The sequence below is a fragment of the Streptomyces sp. NPDC004561 genome (assembly GCF_053602155.1).
Map to the genome: position 1 here is coordinate 1 of NZ_JBSGDB010000054.1, position 22773 is coordinate 22773.

Here is a 22773-nt window from a genome sequence, read left to right on the forward strand (position 1 = left end):
CCTGCTCGCGCTGAGCGAGGACGGCCTCCAGCAGAGGAATGGCCCGTCCCAGGTCCCCCGCCGACTCGTAGGCAGCGGCAAGGTTGTTGCGGCTGTTCAGGGTGTGCGGGTGGGTGTCGCCCAGGACCTGCTCGCGCTGAGCGAGGGTGGTCGCGTACAGAGGGATGGCCCGTCCGAGGTCCCCCGCTGCTTGGTAGGCGCCGGCGAGGTTGTTGCGGCTGTTCAGGGTGTCGGGGTGGGTGTCGCCCAGGACCTGCTCGCGCTGAGCGAGGACGGCCTCCAGCAGAGGAATGGCCCGTCCGAGGTCCCCCGCCGCCCGATACGCGTAGGCGAGGTTGTTGCGGCTGGTCAGAGTGCTCGGGTGGGTGTCGCCCAGAACCTGCTCGCGCTGAGCGAGGGTGGTCGCGTGCAAGGGGATGGCCCGTCCGAGGTCCCCCGCCGACTCGTAGGCGTTGGCGAGGTTGTTGCGGCTGGCCAGGGTGTGCGGGTGGGTGTCGCCCAGGACCTGCTCGCGCTGAGCGAGGACGGCCTCCAGTAGAGGAATGGCCCGTCCGAGGTCCCCCGCCGCCCGATACGCGTAGGCGAGGTTGTTGCGGCTGTTCAGGGTGTCGGGGTGGGTGTCGCCCAGGACCTGCTCGAACTGGGCGAGGGTGGTCGCGTGCAAGGGGATGGCCCGTCCGAGGTCCCCCGCCGACTCGTAGGCAGCGGCGAGGTTGTTGCGGCTGGCCAGGGTGTGCGGGTGGGTGTCGCCCAGGACCTGCTCGCGCTGAGCGAGGACGGCCTCCAGCAGAGGAATGGCCCGTCCCAGGTCCCCCGCCGACTCGTAGGCAGCGGCAAGGTTGTTGCGGCTGGCCAGGGTGTCGGGGTGGGCGTCGCCCAGAACCTGCTCGAACTGGGCGAGAACGGCCTCCAGCAGGGGGATGGTACGGACGGTGTGGCCTTGGTGATGGAGGCGATTGGCAGTGTTGTTGTACGCGTCGGTCAGGGGGGCGTTGTGGTGTCCGGGTGAGGCTGTGGCAGCGAGGGTGATGAGGTGGGGGATGAGGGTGTCCCACTGACTGTCGGTGGTGCTGTCCTGGCCTGGAGCCGACGCCAGGCTGTGAAGGACTGCTTGTTCGGCGCTGTCGCGTCCTTGAAGGTGCCGGGGCCGCTGCGGTTTGTCCCTGGGGCGGGGCGTGCGGAGGACGGTTTGGACCAAGCGGTGGATGCTGAGGGTGGTTTCGGTGGTGGTGATCAGGCTGTAGGCGGCCAGGGTGCCGATGGCTTCCGCGATGTCGTCCGAGTCGGTGCTTGGTGGGGTGAGCAGGGTGTGAGGGATGTCGTCGGGGGCGAGCCAGGCGGCGGTGTGCAGCACCTGAACGGCCAGCGGATTCGCTTGCTCCAGGGCGCGGAGAGCGACGTTCCAGATGCGGGCGATGGTGCGTTCGGCGTCGAGGCCGTGGGCCGTCTTGTCGAGTTTGGTGCCCAGGCGTCGGCGGTAGGCGTCGAGGCTGATGCCACGGTTCTGGGCGAGGTAGGCGCCAGCCTGCTTGATCGCCAGAGGAAGATACCCCAGGTCAGCGGCAAGAGCATGGGCATCGACCTGCTGGCGCGCAGTGGGGGTGGTGTCCTTGAACACGAGACGGCACAACAGGTTCGTTGCATCGTCCGGGTGGAGGTTGCCCAGAGCCAGGGTGGGGGCAGTGTCGGGCCAGCCGATGGTGCGGCGGCTGGTGGCCAGGTGGTGCCCTTGGTGGAGTGCCCCGGTATAGGGGGCGAGGTCGTCGGGGTCCTCGACGTTGTCGTGAACCAGCAGCCAGCCGGGATGCCAGGCCAGCCACTGCCGTGCCCACGCCACCTGCGCCCCGCGCCCGGCCGTTATGGCCCAGCCGGGAATCAGAGTCTGGGTGAGGCTAGCCAGGGAGGTCTCGATCTCGTCGGGGGAGGCGGCGTTGACCCACCAGATCAGGGTGTAGTCGCCGCGGTGACGGTGGGCGTAGTGCAGGGCGAGCGTGCTCTTGCCGATCCCGCCCAGGCCGTGCACGGTTCCGCTTTGCGTGATCGCACCCTCGCGCTGGTCGGTCAGAGTGCGCCGCAGCCAGGTCAGTTCTTCCTGACGGCCCAGGCACAGCGGCGCCGGAGGCAGGTTCGACGTGCCCGGCGCCGCGATGACTCTCTCCGCCGCCTGCAACGCCTCAGCAGGCAGCACGACGTCACCCGTGTAGGCGTTGCTGATGTGCTGAGCTGCTATCGAGCGGTCTGCGGCCGCCTTGACCCGCGGCCCGGACGCGGCCTCGTCCGTGCTCACGACCGTGGCGGGGTGTGACCGTCACCCGTGATTGCGGTGCCGATGTGCTGCGCGGCGATCGACCGCTCACCAGATGCCGTGATGGTGACCGTGCCTGCGGCCGGGGCGGGCAGCATGGCCGACAGTTCCTCCCGCAGTTCCGGATCGTCCTGCAACGCGCGCCTCAGGAGCCGGCCCAGCACAGCCGTGGAGTAGGTGTCGTCCTGCTCGTCGGCGGCCTCGCCCACGACCCGTTCCAGCTCTGCCCGGCCTGCCTCGTTCCCGCGCCGCCAGAGCAGTTGCAGGATCCGCTGCCCCAGACCGACCGTCGCCTCGGCAACGGCATCTTGGGTCCGGTTCAGCACTGCCACCCCGTACGCGCCCACCGCGGCTGTCACCGCTGGGCCCGCCTGTTCGACCAACTGTACGATCTCAGCACTCACTTGATGTCCCCGACCTAGGCGGCTCCGAAAGAACACCAGGGTAGAAACACCACCCCCGTCTTGAAGTCGAAACGTCCGAATCACCCGTGGCGGTTCCCCACCCCGCTTGGGGTCTCCCGCCTTGCGCCATCAGCTTGGGAAGCTCGGGTCTTCTGTGAGTGGTTGATGAGCTGACCTGGGGCGGAGCGGGTATGAGGTCGAGCAAGCCGACGGTTCGGTCTCCGCTATTCCCCGTGGATCCCGCACGATCTGGCACGCGTCTGGCACGACTAGGTTTCGTCCTCGGGGCAGCACAGCATGCTGGGAAGGCCCAGCGACGCGGTCATGCAGGGTTCAAGGCGCCACTGAAGAGGGCTAGTTCCAGGACGTCCGGAGCTGCGGGCCAGCCCACCAACGTGGCTGCCAGTTGGTCGTTGGCTGCGTGCATCCACCGGAGGTAGACGTCGTATCGGTGAGAAGTCCAACCACCGTCGCACCAAATTCGCTTGGCGATCGCCTCGGACCACTCGTAACCAAGCGCGCACCCGAGCCTCGTGGCGTGCTGGCGGAGAACGTCAGCGAGAACGCTGTCGAGGATCAATGGACGTAGACCTGTCACCTTCGGCAGTGCAAGAGCTGCGAAGTAGAGGTACTTGGTGAGGAACGCCGGCCCAAGGCCGTCCACCGTGTTCAGCTTCTCGTACGCTGCGGCCGGACCCTCGTACCGGAGTAGAGACACTGCATCTGCGATGACGACGTCAGCGTCGGGTTGAGCGAGTACCTGTCTCGTACGGAACGGGCCATAGCCTCTATCACCGTAGCCCCACACCTGGGTAGCCACGAACGCCTCTCTCCAGTTCTCTGCCTGACTGGCGGCCGTGACTGCGGCCACGACGTCGGCTCGGCTCACGTCTGCGGATTGGATCGCAATCCGGTCGGCAAAGGTGGCAGGCCAGGGAGCCAAGGCCATCCAGTTCAAAGGCGAGTACGAGATAGTGTGAGGACCGGTTCCGTTCGCGTAGCGTTTGCCACCCTTCGGGTCAGCCAGCCACCTCCCCAGTGACTCCACGGCGTCGTCCGGCAGAAGCAGTTCGAGCATCAGTGCGTCGAGCTTGTCCGCAAGCCTTTGGTCGAATCTCATGGCAATGCCGCCCCCTCAATGCGTGACAGGTCATCCTGGCATCCAGCGGTGACACTGCACGAGTAGTCCGGTCTGAGGCAACGGCTCCGGAGGGCGCGTGCACCTCAGATGTTTCAGCAGGTCAGATAGGCAGCGCCTGCTCCGGGAGCCGCGCTCGTCCACAGATAGGCCATGAACCGACGGTCGTGCGACGAGCTGCAGTACGCGAGGTGGTTGTCGCTGACGTCCATGGGAAGCGACGTCAGCTATGCCGCGGGACTACCTGCAAGTAGCCCTTGGCCTGGCCCAGGTGGTGGAGGACTGCGTGGCTTGTGTCATCCGGCGTCGATTGCTCCATGTCTTCTTCGCGATGCGTCGATGGAACTAGCATGTGCCTTGGTCTGTCGCGTCTGTACGTGCCCGGCTCAGTATGCACACGGGCGATGTGAGGTGGGGATGAGCACAAAACAACGGGGGTCGTCCAGCATGCCGACCTATGTCCAGCACATCCGGCCTGCGCTGCTACGTAACTACTCGGGCCTCATCTTCGATGATGACCTAAAAGGTTACGACCAGAAGGGGCGGGATAACCGATTCCTCTCGCGGGCGTTGGCGGCTTCCGCCGTCCGTTTGGTGACGGGCTGCGATTACGAAACGGCTGGCCAAGCTGTGATCGACGGAGAGGAGGATCAGGGCATTGACGGTGTCGCCGTGGGTGAGAATTCGCGGGACGTCTGGCTGGTCCAGGCCAAATGGAGCGACGAGGGAAAGGCCAAGCTCGACAAGGGCGAGGCCCTGAAATTGATCGACGGGCTCCGGATCATTGACCGACGTGACTTCGACCAGTTCAACGAGCGGCTGACTCCCCACGTGGCGCAGTTGGACGCAGCCATGGGGGACCCGCGATTGCGGATCACCCTCGTCATCGCGGTCATGGGGGAGGGCGTGCTCTCTGAGGCGGCCACGGAGGTGCTGGACAGAGCACGAGCGGAGTTCAATCACAATCAGGATCCAATGCTCAGGTACCAAGTATTGAACAGCGCCGATTTCCACCGGCAGTTGCGCCAAGACTTGCAACCGGAGCCAGTCAACGTACAAGCCACAATGTCACGCTGGATCAAACGGGATACTCCTTTCGAGGCCTGGCAGGGGACCGTGGCGGTCCGCGATATCGCTGCCTGGTATGCGGACCACGGCGACACACTTTATGAGCAGAACGTCCGAAATTCTCTGGGTGTTACCCGGATCAACTCCGGAATCAAGGAAACTTTGATCGAAGAACCAGAGAATTTTTGGTATTTCAATAACGGCATCACAGTTCTGTGTGACGACATCGTGCCCCATTGGCCAGGGCGGCGTCGACCGGACGAGCCGGTAAGGCTCGGACTGCACGGGGTAAGTGTTGTCAATGGTGCGCAAACCGTTACCTCGATCCACGAGGCAATGTTGCGAAATCCTGACAGTGTGGAGAATGCTGACGTCACTGTTCGGGCATTTTCTCTGGGTGAGGACCGGCAGGTCTATGCCAAGCGAATCACAGAGACAACGAACACGCAGAATGACGTGTCACGACGCGATTTTATTGCCCTGGAACCGAATCAGGCGGAGATTCGGGAAGATTTCCAGCTGTCGTTGGGCAAGGTTTACGTCTACAAGCGAGGCGAGCCCGATCCGGCTCCGGAGGCTGGATGCTCAGTGGTGCATGCGGCGATCGCATTGGCGTGCGCCCACCACAGCCCAGAACTCGCTGTGCGCGCTGGCCAAGACACAGAGCTTCTTTGGGATCGTGGCACCGGAGGCGCATACCCCCGGTTGTTCAGTGAGATCCCCAGCGCTCATCGAATCTGGCGCTCGGTACAGGTACGCCGGGAAGTCGGAGCGGCGTTGGAGGTCGAGCAGAAGCGGCTACACGGACGAGCTGCCGATATGGCGCGGCGCGGGGACATGCTCGTCACACATCTCGTCTTCCAGCTTTTCGACAAGGACCTGCTCGACGAGCCGAACTTGGACTGGCAGCCAACACTGGACCGCATCCCTGAGTTGACATCGTCGGTGTTGTCCTGGCTGATCCATCACGTCGACTCCGAATACGGCAGAAACTCCTTTCTAGCCAACACCTTCACTGACGAGACCCGCTGCAAGCACTTGGCTAAACGGGTTCTAGAGGATCTAAGGCGCGGTGGCACCATACCGGTTCTTCCGGACGACTATCGGCCTCCAGTTCGGGCTCCACGTAAGCAACGGCGGCCCAACGCGGTGCACACGCTTGTCAGTGCTCGACGCCTTAAAGACGGTACTCCATTGAGCTTCCGCCCTAAAAGCGATGCCGAGAAGCAGGCTGTGGCCGTTTGGCTCGCAGATGACTCGCGGCGAGCCAAGGCGACGTGGGTTAACGACCGGGTCAAATGCCTTCTATGGGCATACGACGAGAAGGTCTATTCGGCGACCGGTCTCGTCACGCGAATCTGGGAGCTTGCAGGCTACGAGAATTCTCCCGTCGCAGTGCAGGGGCCGAGCCGTTGGACGGCGGACGGTGTGAACTCACTGTGGGACCTAGCACTTCAGGTACTGAACGATGCTAACGATTCGGGCTGACCCCTATCAGCCGCAGGGCGCCCTCGAAACCTGTACGCACGTCGACTCGTTTTCTTCCAAGATTAGCCAAAACCGGATCGAAGGCTGTGCGGGGCTGCCGGCGCCGTGGTGAGGACGGCTACTGGGTCCCCTGCGGTATCGCCCGCCTGCACAACCTGGCCTGCAGCCAGAAGTCACCACCACACCCCCGGCCCTTGCTGCTGACAGCTTGCCATTCACTTGAAAGGAAATGGTCGCGCTCCAACAGCGTCTGAGGACTCCCCTGAAGTACAACCACGCGCCGGCAGGAGTACCGGGTTGCCGAGCCCACGTGAGCTGCCACCACGCAGCAGCATAGGATTTAGGGGAGTGCATCATCCAGCGTGTCACGAACAAGGGCAAACCGGATAAAAACGGACGGATGGTGATGCCTAGGGAGCGCGCAAGCGCCTGACAAGTTCAGTAACTAGCTGCGGAGATGGCCAACATGCAAGACACTTCAGACGTCACGCGCCGGCTCTGGTCCCTCTGTTCTGTACTCCGGGACGAGGGGGTCACATACCACGAGTACTTGAACGAATTGTCTTATTTGCTATTTCTTAAATTGGCCGATGAGCTAAAGATCGAACAACTCATCCCGCGCGAAAGCCGCTGGCAAGCCCTGCGGTCGGCGCCTCCATCAGAAGCGCTCTCTACTTACGAACGCACCCTCGTAAGCCTTTCCACGGCAGAGTCTCAGATCGTTCGGGAAATCTATGCCGATTCGTCCACAAAGGTTCGTAATAGCGCATCACTGTATAAACTGATCGGCGAGATCGACGCCATTGATTGGTACAGGGCGAAACAGAACGGCCTCGGTGATGTCTATGAGGGGTTGATCGAGAAGAACGCACAAGAGTCTCGGTATGGCGCGGGTCAATATTTCACTCCACGCCCAGTAGTCGATGCACTTGTGAAGGTACTTAAGCCAACCGGGGAAGAAGTAGTTTATGACCCCGCTACCGGAACCGCTGGCTTCCTAGTCGCCGCAGGCCTGTTTGCAAGCTCGATGCGCAGCGGTGACCTTCGGTTGGTCGGGAATGAGTTGGTCCACGACGTGCAGCGCATGGCCCTTATGAATCTCCTACTGCACGAGCTGCGGGCTGAGATCAAGAATGCTGATACTTTGAGTCAGCCCCCTTTGAAGCCGGCAGCTGACGTGATTCTCACCAACCCGCCCTTCGGGTTGAAGGGATCGCTAAGTGCGGAGCAGAAGAAGCAACTGGATTTCCCCACTTCCAATAAGCAGTTGGCTTTCATTCAGCATTGTTATAAGTCGCTCGCGAAACATGGTCGGGCGGCCATTGTCGTACCCGATAACGTTCTTTTCGAGTCTGGCGTAGCCGCCTCGATTAGGAAAATACTGCTGGACAAATTTCGCCTCCACACGGTCCTGAGTCTTCCCACTGGCATCTTCTACGCAACCGGCATTAGAACTTCAGTACTCTTCGTCTCGAATGACGGCAAGAGCGACGGGACTTGGTTCTATAACTTGCGCAATGGAGGAGCTACATATGGGAAGCGTCGGCAACTAACCGACACAGACCTCGACGACTTTGTCGCAGCTTATGGCGATGACCCTAACGGCAGGAGTCCCCGTCGAGCCAGCGACTATTTTCACTACCTTACGCGCGAGGAAATTGCGGCAGATGGTGAGCGCCTCGATAAGGCAGAGTGGTTCACTAGCGAAAGCTTGGCTGAGCCTGGCAACTTGCTTGACCTAACGAACTTGCTCAGCAGCGAACTGGAAACCGCTAAGTCTGCCGTCGAATCGCTGGGACGAATCTTGGGCGCCTATGGGCTTACAGGTGCATCCACCGACACTCCCAAGGGGACCAGCGAATGATCGACAACCTCAACTTCCCGAAGACCTGGTCTACATGCCTAGTAAGCGAGGCCGGCGAGGCGATTGTCGGACAGCAACGTACTCCTGCTGCAGCCAATGGCCCTGACATTCGTCCCTATCTGCGAGTAGCGAACGTCTTCGATGACCGTTTGGACCTGGAAGACCTTGCCACCATGTCCTTCTCACCTGAAGCGCGGCTACGCTACAAACTTCAGGCTGGGGACGTACTTTTGTGCGAGGGGCAGAGCAGGGAGCTTGTTGGTCGATCTGCGTTGTTTAACGGAGAGGTCGAGGAGCTCTACTTCCAGAACCACGTTATTCGGTTCCGGCCGCATGAGGAAATCCACCCAAATTTTGCCCTGCTGGTTTTTCGAGCCTATCAGCATGGTGGCGTGTTCTCGGCTCTAGCCCGGGGTACGACCAACATTGTCAACCTTGGACTCAAGCGGTTCAGAGATCTCCCGTTCCCTGTTCCACCGCTTGAAGTTCAGCGGGACATCGTGGAAAGGGCCCGAGAGGGACAGGACCTCGTTGATCTGACGACGGATGCGCTACAAAAGGCCATGCCGATTATTTCTGACCTTCCGCGGAAAGTTCGTGATCGGATCATCCTGGGCGACACTCACTTCGACCTGGAACCGCTTTCGGAGCTGGTCGGCGGGGAGTGGAAGAAGGCCAGTGAGGTGGTTGAGGCAGATGCGCCCATTGTCTACGGAATTCACCAACCAGGGCCAGACATCGATGATGAGCACGGTGTGCCGTACATCCGGGGCCAGGATCTTCGCGAGGGGGAGATCCTAGAGGATCAACTGCGACGTACTAGTCCGGAAATTGCGCGCAAGTATGACAGATCGGCACTGCGGCCGGGCGATGTGTTGTTGGGGATCATTCGTCATACACGGGTAGCCATCGTGCCGCAGGAACTAGATGGTGCGCATATCACTCAGGGGACCGCACGACTCAGGCCAGCTGCTGAAATCGATAGCTCCTTTCTCGCACACTGGTTGGCGAGTGGCGCAGCTCAGACCTGGCTACGGGGACGTATGCGAGGCATTAATATGCCGGGCTTGAATCTCGCTGATGTCAGGCAATTGCCCGTGCCTCTGTTCAGTGCCGACAAACAGCGTGAACTGGTGGCGCTGATGGATGATGCGATTTCAGAGTTGGATCTGCTGCGAGAGAAGGTGGAAACGGGCCTCAAGCGCTCCGCCGCGATTGAGCGGGCCCTGATTTCGTCGTTCGCATATGGACCTTTGGCACAGGAGATTTCCAGCGAGCACACAGGATCACGCACGTCAGCTGAGCTCGTCTCCAGTTTGCGGGCTAGGGGCGGTAAAGCTCCGAAAGAGAACAGGAAGAAGGCAGTGGCGGCAAATAAGCGAGCGTCGACGAGGGCAGCTAAGGCTTCACCGAGCAGGGATAGAGTTATTGAAGCCTTGCGGGCTGCAGGCACAAGGGCCACTCCCGAAGAGCTCTATGCATCTCTGGCATTGACCGAAGAAGATGCCGACGAGTTCTACTTCCTGCTGCGAGATCTCGAAAGGAATGGCCTCGTGCAGGTGCACCGACCTGATGACACTGCGGTATTCCTTGAGGTGTCGTCCTGATGCGTCTCCTGGAAGTAGAGATTCCGAGATTCAAAAATCTCCGCGACTTCCGAGTGGAGTTCGACGGCACCTCTGGTGTCGCAGTGCTTGTCGGGAGGAACGGAGCCGGCAAGTCGAACCTACTCGAAGCAATAACACTGATCTTTCGCGACCTAGACCTAGGGGCGACACCTTCCTTCGCCTACAGGATCCGCTATCTAATCGGGCAATACGACGTTGAGGTGTCCGCCTGGGAACAAGATGGAAGGTATCGCATTAGCTGTTCGGTCGGAGGGGAGAACATCCCAGCTGGTCGCTTCACTGGGTCTGCTGGCGCGCGATACCGGCCACGGCACGTGTTCGGTTACTACTCAGGCCCAAGTAATCGTCTCGAGGATCACTTCGTAGCTCACCAAGAGCGATTCTACAAAGACTTGGTCGGTGGTAACGACAGGCCGATTAGACCGCTGTTTTACGCGCGAAATGTTCACTCCAATTTTGTGCTTCTCGCTTTCTTTCTTGATGATGACCCGGCAGTTCAGTCCCTCTTGCGGGATCACCTCGGCATTCAAGGCCTGGATTCCGTTCTGTTTGTTATGCAGAAGCCGTCGTGGAATAGTAATGACGGTGACCCCCGTTTCTGGAACGCACGCGGTACCGTGAGAGGTTTGCTCGACAGTCTCTATCGCATTTCCCTGGCGCCACTACGCCTGAAGACCCGAGTTAGGACTGGTTTCAATAGCCATATCCGCTCTGAACATTTGTTTCTCTACTTGCCTGGCCTAGATGAAGTCAGGGAGTTGGCGAGTGGCTATGAAAGCAATCAAGAGTTCTTCAAGGCGCTTGAAAGTACATATATCTCTGAGCTCATCAACGATGTTCGAATTCGCGTATCTATTAACAAGGCTGATGCTCCGCTGACCTTTAGAGAGCTTAGCGAGGGCGAGCAGCAATTGCTGCTGGTGCTGGGGCTCATGCGGTTTACCAAAGAAGAGGAATCATTGTTCCTCCTTGACGAGCCGGACACCCATCTCAATCCTGCTTGGAGCGTTCAGTACAAGCAATTTTTGCATGACTTTGGGGGCCTAGATGCTGGCTCTCAGGTGCTTATGGCGACTCATGATCCCTTGGTCGTTGCGAGCCTCACCAAGGATGAGGTCAGAATCCTAGAGCGCCGGGAAGACAGCAGGATCGTCGCTCTTGAGCCGCTAGAGGATCCGAGGGGTATGGGCGTTGGCGCCTTGCTCACAAGTGATGTCTACGGGCTTCGATCGCAACTGGATTTGGAGACTCTGAGGAAGCTGGACCGCAAGAGAGAGCTAGCGTCGAGGGAGTCTGTCCTAACGCCTGAAGAGGAGCAGGAGCTCTCGGCTCTGGGTCATGAGCTGAGGGGCCTTGGGCTCTTGCTCGAAAACCGCGATCCAGAATTTCAGGAGTTTCTGCGGGCCAAGTTCCGCGCACAGGGTCAGCCGCAAGATGAGGTCGTTCTGTCACGCGAAGAGATTGAGCAGAACAGGCAAGAGGCTGCTGAAATCGTGCGTGATCTATTTGATGTTGATGATTGATGGGGGTCGGATTTGATTTTCATTGACATTGAAGAGGTAGGGCTCCGTCTCAGTGCGCCGTGGCTCGCATCTGCAAGAAAGGTGAAGGCGGACCTAGCGGCGGCAGGTAGTGCCAAGGCGAGAGCGCGCATTATCGATGAAAACGGCAAGCTCTGGCGTGAACTGAAGGCTGACCTGGCGGCCGTGAGTAACGGTAAATGTTGGTATTGTGAAACTCGCGATCACCGCTCAGACAACGCAGTTGACCATTACAGGCCGAAGTCCTCGGTGAGGGGTGAGCCCAACCATCCGGGCTACTGGTGGATAGCCTTCGACTATCGGAACTTTCGTTTCGCTTGTACTTTCTGCAACTCGTGGCGTAGGGGCCCCGATGGTACGGCTGGCGGTAAGTCGGACTACTTCCCCATCCTCGACGGATCTGAACGGGCGAATGGCCCGGACGATATCCTGTCCGAAGAGGTACCGCTGCTGATTGACCCTTGCTGCGCGACTGACGTTGCCTTGCTTTGGTTCGATGAGACGGGTCAGGTGTCGGCTAATCCTCACTGGGCAGGCATTGATAGTGCTGCTAAGGATAAAGTCGCCACTTCCACCAAATACTACCATTTGGATCATGTGCGTTTGGTGGAAGCTCGTCGCGCAATATATGCCGAGATTCTCAAACTTTGCGATGATGCCGACAAGGCCCATAGATGGTGGATTAAGACGAAACAGTCGTCAGCTCTGGATCGTTACCGAGAAGCAATGTCGGACCTGGTTCGATCGTTAAAGCGGGATAGGCAGTACTCGGCAGTGGCGTTGTGTGCAATCCGGGGTCATCGAGCGACGAGCGAGGCGGCACGTGTGACCTTCGAATACCTGAGCAGGTAGACGAGGTTGGCGGAGCGGCTTTGGGCTGGAGCTGCTTTGGCGCGAGTGATCATGGCCCCGTAAGCTTCCGGCGCGTCGGGCAGTCTGTGGACCTGCCCGGTAGAGCACGACGTTGGGGCCGTGATCTTCGAGGCTCGCGCCAAAGTGGCTGCCTAAAGCCGTGGAGCCGACCGCCCCAGCCACGACGTCTGCTTCTCTGACTTCAAGCGGCTGATCGCTGTAGAGCGCGGCACGGGCGCCGGCCGGGCTGGAGCGGGGCGAAGACAGGAGCGCAGGCCCGGCCGGGGGCCGGGCCGCGCGCGGTGAGCGGAGCGAGCCGCCTTGATGAAGTAGAGAAAGTCTGAACCGCGTAGCTCGATTGCGCTCTGTCGCTACAGCCGGAACGCAAGCTCCAAGTCGTGCCCTGGAAGCTGGAACTCCTCCAGGGCTAGGGGCTTGTCGCCGGTCGTGAGTGTGACGCGGATGACGTGCAGCAGCGGTACGCCCTCGGCCAGGCGCAGTGCCTGGGCCTGGTCGGGGAGGGGCATGCGGGTGCGGACGTACTCCGTGAAGTGCAGCTCGTGGCCCAGCTCGGCCAGGGCGTTGTAGAGGTGGGGGGCCGGCGGTGGGGGCTGCTCCTCGTACTTGGTGCCGAGGAGTACCGAGAACGGCACGTAGGTGCGGTGGAGTTGGCGGAGGCGGCCCTGGTCGGCGGTCTGCAAGGCGTCGTAGGTGAACAGGGGCTCGCCCGGCGGGATGCGGAGCAAGTCAGCGAGGGCTAGTGGCGCGTCTGTGCGGGTGGCCGCGGGCTCTTCGGCGTCGGTCCAGCGGATGCCGTCGCCCTCGGCGTACTGGCCGTCGGCCGTGCGGCGGACACCTCGGGGGCGCGTGAGGCTGGGGCGGTTGTGTGGGGAGCGCGCGAAGGTGCCTCGGCCCATGATGGCCTCTACGAGACCGGACGCCCGTAGCTCGGTGAGTCCCTGACGGACTGTGGGGCGCGTCACGCCGAACTGCTTGGCCAGTGCCTCTTCCGAGGGGAGTGGCTGGCCGGCGGGGAAGGTGCCGTCAAGGATGCCTTCGCGCAGGTAGTCGGCGATCTGCCGGTACTTCGGCTGCGTGTTCTTCGGCGGCATGCCCACCCTCCGTGGCCGTGGCCTCTGCGGCTTGTGCTTCGTCGTGAACGCCGTGTCCACGAGCGTAGACAGCTTCTCCCATCCCAACCCGGTTGACAACCCGTACTACGGGTCGCCAATCTGGACTCCAGCCACCCGTACTACGGGTGGTCTAGCAGCCCGCAGGATCAGCTTGCGGGTGCCTGAGATGAGGAGACAACGTCAGTGGCAACCCTTCCGATCGACACCGCGAAGTTCACCGGGATCATCTGTGCCGTGCCCCCGGCTCCGCGGGTCGCCAACCGTGAGACCGGGCAGGTCCGCGTGGACCGCGAGACCGGCAAGACGCTGTACCAGGTCGGCCTGTGTCTGATGGCTGGCACCTCGGCGGACGTGGTGAACGTGAGCGTCCCCGGTGAGCCGTCCGGACTGCAGATCGGCACCCCGGTGGCTGTGCGGGACCTGGTCGCCGTTCCTTGGGAGAACGAGGGGCGGCACGGCATTGCCTACCGCGCCGCCGAGATCCGTCCCCTGCACGCGGCGCCCGCCGCCAAGGGGGCCGCGCAGTGATACTCCTGGCCTCCGACCCGTCCGCTGGGGCGACCTGGCCGGGTCGGATCGTTGTGGCCACCGCCGTCGTGGTGTCGGGCTTGCTGATCGCGGGCCCGGCGCTGCGCCGTAGGTATCCGGCCGCCTGGTGGCTGTTACTTGGCTACCCCGCAACTGCGTTTCGCGTCGTCCGTACCTGGCGGGCGTTGATGGCTGGCTGTCGGCTCGCCGTGAGTCGTCGTCCCGCACTGACCGTCGTGTCCGGGCTCGTCGGCAATGGCGCTCCGCCGCCTCAACCGCGGGTGCCTCGGTATGGGCTCATCCGGCCCACGCGGGCCGGCTTCGTCCTCCTGGCCCGACTGCTGCCTGGGCAACTCCCGGCGGACTTCGTGAAAGCGGCCCCAGCCATGGCGGAGGGGTGGCAAGTGCACGCAGTCCGGGTCGCCCCTCGACGGCCCGGCGTCGTACGCATCGCCGCCATGTACGCCGATCCGCTGGCCGCACCTCGCGCACCGAGCATCCGACAGCCGGGGCGGCTGCTGCGAGTGGTCGTCGGGACGCTGGAGACCGGGGCGTCCTGGGTGATCGACCTTCGCAGGGTTCCGCACTGGCTGATCGTCGGGGCCACGCGCTCCGGCAAGTCGACCCTGATCAACGCCCTCGTCGCCGGCCTCGCACCGCAGCCGGTCGCCCTCGTCGGCATCGACTGCAAGGGCGGCATGGAACTGTCCCTCTACGGCCCCCGCCTGTCAGCCCTGGCGACGGACCGGGCGCAGGCAGTACGGCTACTGGCCGCACTGGTGGATCTCACCCTCGACCGAATGACCGTCTGCCGCACCGCCGGAGTCCGCAACATCTGGGGCCTCGCCGAGAAGGAACGGCCGGTGCCGGTCGTCGTGATCGTCGACGAGATCGCGGAACTCTTCCTCGTCGCCGGACGCCACGAGAAGGACGAAGCGCAGGCAGCCGGCACCGCGCTGATCCGCCTCGCCCAACTCGGGGCCGCGCTCGGGGTGTTCCTCGTCGTCGCCGGGCAGCGCGTCGGCTCCGACCTAGGGCCCGGTGTCACCGCACTGCGTGCTCAGCTCGGCGGCCGGGTCTGTCATCGCGTCGCCGACCCCGGTACGGCGGAAATGACCCTCGGCGACCTCAACCCGGACGCCCTGAAGGCCGCTCAGGCCATCGCACCCGAAAAGGCCGGCACTGCCGTCCTCGCGTCCGGCGACGGCTGGGAACGCGGCCGGTCGCATCTGATCACCGAGGCGGACGCCGAAGACATCGCCGCCGCCCACGCTCACCTGACTCCCGCACTGCCTGAACTGTCCGCCGACCCGGCCTGACAAGGAGCGTCACAGTGCTGGTCACCACCTCGGCCGTGCTGTTGCTCGGCTTCGCGATCTGGTTCCTGCTCCACATCCGCTACCTGCGCCGGCTGGACGCCCTGCTCTGCGGCGCCTTCGGCTTCCTGCTCTCCCACACCCTCGCCGCGCCACTGGTCTCGTTCCTGCTCTCCGGAGTGAACAGCCTGCTGGGCCAGATCCACTTCTGAGCCCGCGCACCAACCCGGATCCCCAGGAGCAGCCCGAACGAAAGGTGTTCGTCCGTGTCAGATCACGTCATCAGCTCGTACCCGGCCGTCGGCGTCCCGTCCGAGGACCGGCAGTGAACGCACGTCTCACGGGCTCCCAACGGGGCGCGAAGTCGCCAAACCCGACCCCGCCGGGAGCCCACTCCATCCGCCACATGAGCAGTCAAAGGAGCACTCACACTGTGTCCACCGCCCACCGTCCGCGCAAATCCCACGCGCCGGACTGCGACCTCCGGGCTTCCACCGACTACCCCTCGACCTGCACAGGCCGAGAACAGATCGTCCTGGTCGCCCTCGACGGCACAGAACGCTGGCTCTGCCCCGGACATGCCGCGGCGGTCTGGCTGACCGACCCGACGTACCGGTTCAGCGCCAAGACCCGGCCGGAAGCCATCGCCTCCGTCATGGGGCACGCCTTCCGTCCCCACGGGGGTGACCGCCGATGACCGGTCCCACGCTCTCGCCGGGCGTGGCCGCTCTCCTGGAGCGGGCATCCCTGCCGGACTTCTTCGTCTGGCGCCGCGCCATCATTCGTCTCGGCGGCTGTACCAATCCGATTCACCTCGTCGGCTCCGCCGCCCTGGTCGACACCGGCACGGGAGAAGCCCTGGCTGCCTTCGGCGGCTCCGAGCCGACCGGGATGCGGCTGCTGACAGCGTGCGGCAACCGCCGTTCCTCGGTCTGCCCGGCCTGCTCCCGGCTCTATCAGGCGGACACCTATCAGCTCGTGCGCGCCGGCCTGGTCGGCGGCAAGGAGGTGCCGCCGTCGGTGAGCGGGCACCCTCGTGTGTTCGCGACTCTCACCGCGCCCGGCTTCGGGCCGGTCCACACCCGCCGGGAGCACTCCGGTCGAGTGCGCCCGTGTCGCCCTCGGCGAGACGTGCAGCACTGTCCGCACGGGGCCCCGCTCGGCTGTACCGCTCGGCACGCCTCTGACGATGCCTGCCTTGGAGAACCGCTCTGCCCGCACTGCTACGACTACGCCGGGGCCGTGCTCTGGCAGTCGTGCGCGGGGCTGCTCTGGCACCGCTTCGGGATTGAGCTCCGGCGAGAGATCGCCCGGCGGGCCGGACTGCCCCGTAAGGGGCTGGCCGAGGTGGTCAGGGTCTCGTACGCGAAGGTCGCCGAGTACCAGCGGCGCGGCCTGATCCACTTTCATGCCGTGGTCCGCCTCGATGGCCCGGACGGGCCCGGCTCGTTCCCGCCCTGCTGGGCCACCACCGAGCTGCTCACCGACGCCGTTCCGGCTGCTGTTGCACGAGTGCGCCTTCGGGCTCCGGGGGCGTCGGTGGTCGGAGCGCGCATCCTGCGCTTCGGCACTCAGGTCGACGTGCGTCCGGTCGCCTCCGAGATGGGGGAGCGTCCCTCGTCGGGGGCCGTGGCCGGGTACATCGCCAAGTACGCGACCAAGGGTGCGGAGTCGGCCGGCGCTGTCGACGGTCGTATCCGGTCCGCGCGGGAGATGGTCCTACTGCCGGTGCGGGCGCACGTGCTGCGCCTGATCGGTACCTGCTGGTGGCTCGGCGGCCTGCCCGCCTTTGCCGATCTCGGCCTGCGGCGGTGGGCGCACATGCTCGGCTACGGCGGCCACTTCTCGACCAAGTCCCGCCGGTACTCGACCACTCTGGGCGAACTCCGCCGGGCCCGTGCCGACCACCGCGCCGAGGAGCAGCGCGACACGCTCGGCCTGGCGGGTCATCCCGTGGCCGTGGTCGGGCAGTGGCGCTACGCCGGGCGGGGCTACTCCCCGGAAGCGGCGCTGCTCGCGGCCTCGGTGGGGGAGGGCGGTGGTCCGCATGGTGCGTGACCGCAGTGCCGTCGAACTCCTCACCGTGCGGCAGGTCCTGGAGGAGCTGGGCGGAGTCTCCCGCCGCACCTTCTACCGCTGGCGTGAACTCCACCTCGCCCCAGCCTGCATCCGGCTGCCGAACGGCGAACTCCGGGTCCGTCGTGACGTGCTCGACGCCTGGGTGAAGGAGCGGGCGGAAGACGTGGACGGGGGATCGCGGTGAAGTCGTACAAGGTCGTCATCTGGAAGCTGAGCATCAACCGTTCCGCCAAGAGGCCGACGTACCTCGTGCGGTGGTCGGTGGGCGGAGATCCCTTCCACGACTCGCACAAGACGAAGGCCCTGGCGGATCGCTTCCGCGCGAAGCTGCTGCGGGCCGCCGACAGGGGAGAGGCATTCGACACGGTCACGGGGCTGCCCGACTCGTTGCGGGGCGGCAAGATCGCTCTGAGCTTCGTGGAGCTGACCCTCAAGTACCTGGATGCCCGGTGGCCGGAGGCGTCGGCCAAGCAGCGCGACAGCGTGACTGATGCGCTGGCCACCGTCCTCCCGGTTCCGGTCAAGGCGCTGCGGGGGCGGCCTACCTCGGATGTCCTCCGGCGGGCGCTGCGGTCCTATCTGCTGCCCCCGCCTCGGCGGGAGAGGGATCGGCCCGAGGAGATCGCCGCGGCGCTGGCTTGGCTCTCGAAGGCTTCCTTGCCCGTGGCCGAACTGTCGGAAGGCAGCCGGGCACAGGAGTTGGTCGACGCCTTGACCCGGCGCCTCGATGGCAAGCCGGCCGCCACTCAGACCTACCGGCGTCGCCGAGCAGTGGTCTTCAACGTCCTGGAGTACGCCGTCGAGCTGGAGGCGCTGACGTCTAACCCGCTGTCCCGGGTCCGTCGCAAGCGGGGCAAGCGGGCGGTGCAGGAGGTCGACCGGCGGGTGGTGGTCAACCCCCGGCAGGCTCGGGAGCTGCTGACCGCGCTCACATACGTCGGCGGCTACGACCGTGCGAGCGGGCGACGGCTACAGGCCTTCTTCGGCTGCCTGTACTACGCCGCGATGAGGCCTGCTGAGGCACTGGGCCTTCGGCTGGCCGACTGCACGCTTCCGGAGAGGGGATGGGGCCGCATCGAGCTGGCCGAGACCCGGCCCACGGCAGGAAAGGCGTGGACGGATTCCGGCGAGGCGCACGACCGCCGTGGGCTCAAGCAGCGTGAGGCCGGGCAAGTGCGCACCGTGCCCATTCCGCCGCCGCTCGTGCGGCTGCTCCAGGACCACGTCAAGGAGTTCGGCACAGCGGAGGACGGCCGGCTGTTCGCCAGCGAGCGGGGCAACGTCGTCGCGGCGTCCTCCTACTCCCGGGCGTGGAAGCAGGCGCGAGCCCTGGCGCTCCTGCCTCATCAGGTCGACTCGGTGATGGCTGCGCGGCCGTACGACCTTCGGCACGCGGGGGTGTCCCAGTGGCTCAACTCCGGTGTGCCGGCACCGGAAGTGGCCGCTCGGGCGGGGCACTCCGTGGACGTGTTGCTCAAGATCTACGCCAAGTGCATCGACGGCCAGGAACAGGAGATGAACGACCGGATCATGCAGGGGCTGGGGGAAGACCCGGCGGACTGACACAAAGATCCGATCGACCACGGGAGCCCCGGACTTCGGTCCGGGGCTTCGGTGTGTCCACAGGTGGTCCACGCGGCCACGCGTGGAGCCTCGCGAAACATGCTCTGACCTGCTGCGAAGCGCATCAAGATCATTACGTCGTCATTACGTGAGCGGTGGCAAACGGCTGCTTCCGGCCGCATCTGCCTGCACATACGCGAAGACCCCGGCCTCAGCGTTTCCGCTGGTGACGGGGTCTTTGGGCACCTTATGCTGGGTGCCCCCGGCAGGATTCGAACCTGCGCACACGGCTCCGGAGGCCGTTGCTCTATCCCCTGAGCTACGGGGGCGTGTCGGCTGCGGAGCTTCGCTCGCGGCGACGGGTAGAACACTAGCAGGTTCGGCGGGATGATCAGGAACCCGTTTCCCGGTGGGGTGGACGCGGGTCCCCTGTACGGGGTGGAAGTGGGGAAAACCCGGACGCGGTGGCCGGTCCGGACCTACTCTCGAGTTGTGCCGGGCGCGTCGGGTCGGGTGCTTGTTGTGGACGACAACAAGGTCATCCGGCAGCTGATCAGGGTCAACCTCGAACTGGAAGGGCTCGAGGTCGTGACCGCGGCCGATGGTGCCGAGTGTCTGGACGTGGTGCACCAGGTGCGGCCCGACGTCGTGACGCTCGACGTCGTCATGCCGCGGCTGGACGGGCTGCGCACCGCCGCCCGCCTCCGCGCCGATCCCCGTACGCACCACCTGCCCCTCGCGATCATCAGCGCGTGCACCCAGTACGAGGTCGATTCCGGCCTCGACGTGGGCGTGGACGCCTTCCTCGCCAAGCCCTTCGAGCCCGCCGAACTCGTCCGCCTCGTCAAGCAGCTCATCGAGGGCCGCACCGGGCACGGGGGAGCGGGTGGAAGGGGAGGGGACGGTGAGGGTGAAGGCGATGACGACGGCGTCGCCGACGGTGTACCCGGCGGGATCTCCTTCGGCGGATAGTGGATAGACGGGATCGTCTTCTTGCCTGGTCCGGGCGTGGGTACGCAGTACGAGCACGGATGTGTAGCCCGGCGCGTGTGAGTTGTTCGTGGTGGAGACCGGGGGGAATCGCGGCGTCCGGAGCGCGTTCGGGCTTTCCGTAGCGACCGGGCCGTCCCACAGTGAGAAACCGCCTCGCATACCCACCCCCCTCCTCCCCTACCCTTGTCCCGTGACCCCCGTCGAGCTCTCCCGCACCGTGTTGCACGCGGTGCGTCGTGCCGTCGACGAGGGGGAGCTGAGCGTGGCCGTGCCCGAGCGGGTCTCTGTGACCGAGCCGGGGCCCGGGGGGTGCGGGGACTTCGCCACCAACGTCGCCCTGCAGCTCGCCCGGCCGGCCGGACAGCCTCCGCTGAGGATCGCCGAGATCCTGCGGCCCCGGCTCGTCGGCGCGGACGGTATCCGGGACGTCGTCGTCACCGGGCCGGGGTTCCTCAACATCCGGCTAGACGAGGCCGCCGATCCCGTCACCGGCCTCGTCCGGGAGATCCGGGACCAGGGTGAGCGGTACGGGCATGGTGACGCCCTCGCCGGGCAGGTCTTCGCGCTGCGCGTGCCGTACGAGGTCCGGGCCGAGGTCGTCGCCGACGCCGTCGTACGGATCGTGGCCACGCAGGGCGGGCGGGTCACCGTGGAGCACGGTGAACCCGTCAATCTGCGGCCCGTTCCCGCGGCCGAGGACCCCGCTCCGCTCGGACCCGACGCCGCCCAGTGGGCCCTGCTCCACCCCGCCCCGCACGACCGGCCGCGCATCACCGCCGACCATCTGGTCCAGCGCGAGGGCAATCCGCTCTTCCGGGTGCGGTACGCCCACGCCCGCATCCGGTCCCTCAGCCGCAACGCCGGCCGCCTTGGCTTCGCCGCCGAGCCCGGCCCGGTCGGAGACCCCACGAGCGGAGACCCCGCGATCGCAGAGCCTTCGATTGCAGAGCCTTCGATCGCAGAACCTTCGTTCGCTGCACCGGATCCATCCGGCGCCGCGAACCCCGCCGCCTCAACCCCCGCCAGCCAGCACCCCGCCTCCGCCGCGAACCCCGCCGCCCCAACCCCCGCCGGCCATCACCCCGTCAGCGCCTCCAACCCCCCAGGCCCCGACGTCACCCCCCTCCTCACCGCCCTCACCGCTCACCCCCGCATCCTCGCCGCGGCCGCCACCCACCGGGCCCCGGACCGGGTTGCCCGGCATCTCGTCACCGTCGCCGATGCCGTGCTGCCCTTTCTGCCGTTCGTGCTTCCGTGCGGCGAGGAGAAACCCTCGGCCGCCCACCGTGCCCGGCTGGCGCTCGCCGAAGCCGCCGGGACGGTGCTGGCCGGCGGCCTGTCCCTGCTCGGCATCGACGCACCCGAACACCTCTGAGGCCCTCGCGAGAGCGCCCGGAGAGAGACAGAGAGTCTGAGAGACACCGTCATGAGCCGTTCCGCCCACCCCGCCGGGCCCCGTCACGCCGACGTCCTTCCCGAGGGGCACTACTCCGCGCCGCCCGCCGATCTCAACGTCCTCGACGCGAAGGTCTGGGCCCAGACCGTCGGCCGTGGCGAGGACGGGGCCGTCACCGTCGGCGGGGTCTCCGTGACCCGGCTCGCCGAGGAGTTCGGCACCCCCGCCTACGTCCTCGACGAGGCCGACTTCCGCGCCCGGGCGCGTTCCTGGCGCACCGCCTTCGGGGCCGACGCCGATGTCTTCTACGCCGGGAAGGCGTTCCTCTCCCGTGCCGTCGTGCGCTGGCTGGACGAGGAGGGGCTGAACCTGGACGTGTGCTCCGGGGGAGAGCTGGCCACCGCGCTGTCCGCCGGCATGCCCGCCGAGCGCATCGCCTTCCACGGCAACAACAAGTCCGTCGAGGAGATCCACCGCGCCGTGGAGGCCGGCGTGGGGCGGATCGTGCTCGACTCCTTCCAGGAGATCGTGCGGGTCGCCCACATCGCGCAGTCGCTGGGCAGGCGGCAGAAGGTGCAGATCCGGATCACGGTCGGGGTCGAGGCGCACACCCACGAGTTCATCGCCACCGCGCACGAGGACCAGAAGTTCGGCATCCCGCTCGCCGGCGGGCAGGCCGCCGAGGCCGTGCGGCGGGCCCTGCGGCTCGACGGGCTGGAGCTGATCGGGATCCACTCGCACATCGGGTCGCAGATCTTCGACATGTCGGGCTTCGAGGTCGCCGCCCACCGGGTCGTCGGGCTGCTGAAGGACGTCAGGGACGAGCACGGGGTCGAGCTGCCCGAGATCGACCTCGGCGGCGGGCTCGGGATCGCGTACACCAGTGACGACGATCCGCGTGAGCCGCACGAGATCGCCAAGGCGCTCAGCGAGATCGTCGGCCGTGAGTGCGAGGCCGCCAGGCTGCGCACGCCCCGGATCTCCGTCGAGCCCGGCCGCGCGATCGTCGGCCCGACCGCCTTCACGCTGTACGAGGTCGGCACCGTCAAGCCGCTGGAGGGGCTGCGCACCTACGTCTCCGTCGACGGCGGCATGTCCGACAACATCCGGACCGCGCTGTACGACGCCGAGTACAGCGTCGCCCTGGTGTCCCGGACGAGTGAGGCGGAGCCGATGCTGGCGCGCGTCGTCGGCAAGCACTGCGAGAGCGGGGACATCGTGGTCAGGGACGCGTTCCTGCCCGCCGACCTGGCACCGGGCGACCTGATCGCCGTACCGGCGACCGGCGCGTACTGCCGGTCCATGGCCAGCAACTACAACCATGTGCTCCGGCCGCCCGTCGTCGCCGTGAAGGACGGCGAGGCGCGGGTGATCGTGCGGCGTGAGACGGAGGAGGACCTCCTGCGTCTCGACGTCGGATGACCGGAAAGCGCCAGGGGTGGAAGATCTGCGGTCTTCCACCCCTGCACAAATGAAA

At 65.0% G+C, this 22773-nt stretch carries 19 protein-coding genes and 1 tRNA gene; 15 read left to right on the top strand and 5 right to left on the bottom strand.

Translation table 11 applies throughout. The features are described from left to right. From ACWEN3_RS10425 to ACWEN3_RS10435, 3 genes are all read right to left on the bottom strand, one after another. On the bottom strand, positions 1 to 2287 hold a 2287-nt coding region (locus tag ACWEN3_RS10425; RefSeq protein WP_452968182.1), incomplete at its 3' end, for a tetratricopeptide repeat protein. Beyond that, positions 2284 to 2688: a hypothetical protein gene (locus tag ACWEN3_RS10430; protein ID WP_452968184.1), complete on the bottom strand. Its 405-nt coding sequence runs from the start codon at positions 2686 to 2688 to the stop codon at positions 2284 to 2286. The genes ACWEN3_RS10425 and ACWEN3_RS10430, both read right to left, overlap by 4 nt. A gap of 343 nt (positions 2689 to 3031) precedes the next feature. Then, positions 3032 to 3829: an 8-oxoguanine DNA glycosylase OGG fold protein gene (locus ACWEN3_RS10435; protein ID WP_452968187.1), complete on the bottom strand. Its 798-nt coding sequence runs from the start codon at positions 3827 to 3829 to the stop codon at positions 3032 to 3034. Between the two features lie 465 nt (positions 3830 to 4294). Here ACWEN3_RS10435 and ACWEN3_RS10440 point away from each other — a divergent pair, with 465 nt between their 5' ends. From ACWEN3_RS10440 to ACWEN3_RS10460, 5 genes are all read left to right on the top strand, one after another. Then, a complete protein-coding gene (locus ACWEN3_RS10440; protein WP_452968190.1) occupies positions 4295 to 6403 on the top strand; it encodes an AIPR family protein in 2109 nt (702 codons plus the stop codon). 457 nt (positions 6404 to 6860) lie between these two features. Then, positions 6861 to 8267 (top strand): N-6 DNA methylase, encoded by a 1407-nt coding sequence (locus ACWEN3_RS10445; RefSeq protein ID WP_452968192.1) that lies wholly within the window; start codon positions 6861 to 6863, stop codon positions 8265 to 8267. Next, positions 8264 to 9874 (top strand): restriction endonuclease subunit S, encoded by a 1611-nt coding sequence (locus ACWEN3_RS10450; protein WP_452968194.1) that lies wholly within the window; start codon positions 8264 to 8266, stop codon positions 9872 to 9874. Before ACWEN3_RS10445 ends, ACWEN3_RS10450 begins: the two co-directional genes overlap by 4 nt. Beyond that, the gene (locus ACWEN3_RS10455) at positions 9874 to 11418 is read left to right on the top strand and encodes an AAA family ATPase (protein ID WP_452968197.1); all 1545 of its coding nucleotides are present in this window, start codon (positions 9874 to 9876) and stop codon (positions 11416 to 11418) included. Before ACWEN3_RS10450 ends, ACWEN3_RS10455 begins: the two co-directional genes overlap by 1 nt. 12 nt (positions 11419 to 11430) lie before the next feature. Continuing rightward, positions 11431 to 12288 carry a hypothetical protein gene (locus tag ACWEN3_RS10460; RefSeq protein ID WP_452968200.1) on the top strand — a complete coding sequence of 286 codons (858 nt, stop codon included), beginning with the start codon at positions 11431 to 11433 and terminating at the stop codon, positions 12286 to 12288. Between the two features lie 371 nt (positions 12289 to 12659). Here the strand turns inward: ACWEN3_RS10460 and ACWEN3_RS10465 are convergent, their stop codons facing one another. Continuing rightward, entirely contained in the window at positions 12660 to 13400 is a 741-nt protein-coding gene (locus tag ACWEN3_RS10465; RefSeq protein WP_452968203.1) for a GntR family transcriptional regulator, read from the bottom strand. A gap of 204 nt (positions 13401 to 13604) precedes the next feature. On the opposite strand from ACWEN3_RS10465, the gene ACWEN3_RS10470 reads away from it, so the two are divergent. The 7 genes from ACWEN3_RS10470 to ACWEN3_RS10500 all read left to right on the top strand — a co-directional run bounded on the left by ACWEN3_RS10470 (position 13605) and on the right by ACWEN3_RS10500 (position 18907). Continuing rightward, the gene (locus tag ACWEN3_RS10470) at positions 13605 to 13949 is read left to right on the top strand and encodes an SCO3933 family regulatory protein (RefSeq protein ID WP_452968206.1); all 345 of its coding nucleotides are present in this window, start codon (positions 13605 to 13607) and stop codon (positions 13947 to 13949) included. A gap of 209 nt (positions 13950 to 14158) precedes the next feature. Further along, positions 14159 to 15268 carry an FtsK/SpoIIIE domain-containing protein gene (locus tag ACWEN3_RS10475; RefSeq protein ID WP_452968209.1) on the top strand — a complete coding sequence of 370 codons (1110 nt, stop codon included), beginning with the start codon at positions 14159 to 14161 and terminating at the stop codon, positions 15266 to 15268. A 14-nt stretch (positions 15269 to 15282) separates the two neighbouring features. Next, a complete protein-coding gene (locus tag ACWEN3_RS10480) occupies positions 15283 to 15477 on the top strand; it encodes a hypothetical protein (protein WP_452968211.1) in 195 nt (64 codons plus the stop codon). Positions 15478 to 15698: 221 nt separating this feature from the next. Then, a complete protein-coding gene (locus ACWEN3_RS10485) occupies positions 15699 to 15962 on the top strand; it encodes a hypothetical protein (RefSeq protein WP_452968214.1) in 264 nt (87 codons plus the stop codon). Beyond that, positions 15959 to 17323 carry a replication initiator gene (locus tag ACWEN3_RS10490; protein ID WP_452968215.1) on the top strand — a complete coding sequence of 455 codons (1365 nt, stop codon included), beginning with the start codon at positions 15959 to 15961 and terminating at the stop codon, positions 17321 to 17323. The genes ACWEN3_RS10485 and ACWEN3_RS10490 overlap by 4 nt, the downstream gene beginning before the upstream one ends. Next, complete coding sequence (locus ACWEN3_RS10495; protein WP_452968218.1) at positions 17313 to 17528, top strand: helix-turn-helix transcriptional regulator; 216 nt, start codon at positions 17313 to 17315, stop codon at positions 17526 to 17528. The genes ACWEN3_RS10490 and ACWEN3_RS10495 overlap by 11 nt, the downstream gene beginning before the upstream one ends. Beyond that, complete coding sequence (locus ACWEN3_RS10500) at positions 17525 to 18907, top strand: tyrosine-type recombinase/integrase (protein ID WP_452968220.1); 1383 nt, start codon at positions 17525 to 17527, stop codon at positions 18905 to 18907. The genes ACWEN3_RS10495 and ACWEN3_RS10500 overlap by 4 nt, the downstream gene beginning before the upstream one ends. Positions 18908 to 19164: 257 nt before the next feature. Here ACWEN3_RS10500 and ACWEN3_RS10505 read toward each other — a convergent pair. Then, positions 19165 to 19236 (bottom strand) — tRNA-Arg (locus ACWEN3_RS10505). 58 nt (positions 19237 to 19294) lie between these two features. Here ACWEN3_RS10505 and ACWEN3_RS10510 point away from each other — a divergent pair. From ACWEN3_RS10510 to lysA, 3 genes are all read left to right on the top strand, one after another. After that, a complete protein-coding gene (locus ACWEN3_RS10510) occupies positions 19295 to 19879 on the top strand; it encodes a response regulator (protein ID WP_452968222.1) in 585 nt (194 codons plus the stop codon). A 211-nt stretch (positions 19880 to 20090) separates the two neighbouring features. Further along, positions 20091 to 21275 (top strand): ArgS-related anticodon-binding protein NrtL, encoded by a 1185-nt coding sequence (gene nrtL / locus ACWEN3_RS10515; RefSeq protein ID WP_452968224.1) that lies wholly within the window; start codon positions 20091 to 20093, stop codon positions 21273 to 21275. 51 nt (positions 21276 to 21326) lie between these two features. Then, positions 21327 to 22718, top strand: coding sequence for a diaminopimelate decarboxylase (gene lysA, locus ACWEN3_RS10520; RefSeq protein ID WP_452968225.1), 1392 nt, complete (start codon positions 21327 to 21329; stop codon positions 22716 to 22718). The last annotated feature ends 55 nt before the right edge of the window (positions 22719 to 22773 follow it).

Coding starts and splice junctions, on each gene's coding strand:
- ACWEN3_RS10435 (WP_452968187.1), bottom strand. CDS start 3,829: ATGAGATTCGACCAAAGGCTTGCGGACAAGCTCGACGCACTGATGCTC.
- ACWEN3_RS10440 (WP_452968190.1), top strand. CDS start 4,295: ATGCCGACCTATGTCCAGCACATCCGGCCTGCGCTGCTACGTAACTAC.
- ACWEN3_RS10445 (WP_452968192.1), top strand. CDS start 6,861: ATGGCCAACATGCAAGACACTTCAGACGTCACGCGCCGGCTCTGGTCC.
- ACWEN3_RS10450 (WP_452968194.1), top strand. CDS start 8,264: ATGATCGACAACCTCAACTTCCCGAAGACCTGGTCTACATGCCTAGTA.
- ACWEN3_RS10455 (WP_452968197.1), top strand. CDS start 9,874: ATGCGTCTCCTGGAAGTAGAGATTCCGAGATTCAAAAATCTCCGCGAC.
- ACWEN3_RS10465 (WP_452968203.1), bottom strand. CDS start 13,400: ATGCCGCCGAAGAACACGCAGCCGAAGTACCGGCAGATCGCCGACTAC.
- ACWEN3_RS10490 (WP_452968215.1), top strand. CDS start 15,959: ATGACCGGTCCCACGCTCTCGCCGGGCGTGGCCGCTCTCCTGGAGCGG.
- ACWEN3_RS10495 (WP_452968218.1), top strand. CDS start 17,313: ATGGTGCGTGACCGCAGTGCCGTCGAACTCCTCACCGTGCGGCAGGTC.
- ACWEN3_RS10510 (WP_452968222.1), top strand. CDS start 19,295: ATGATCAGGAACCCGTTTCCCGGTGGGGTGGACGCGGGTCCCCTGTAC.
- lysA (WP_452968225.1), top strand. CDS start 21,327: ATGAGCCGTTCCGCCCACCCCGCCGGGCCCCGTCACGCCGACGTCCTT.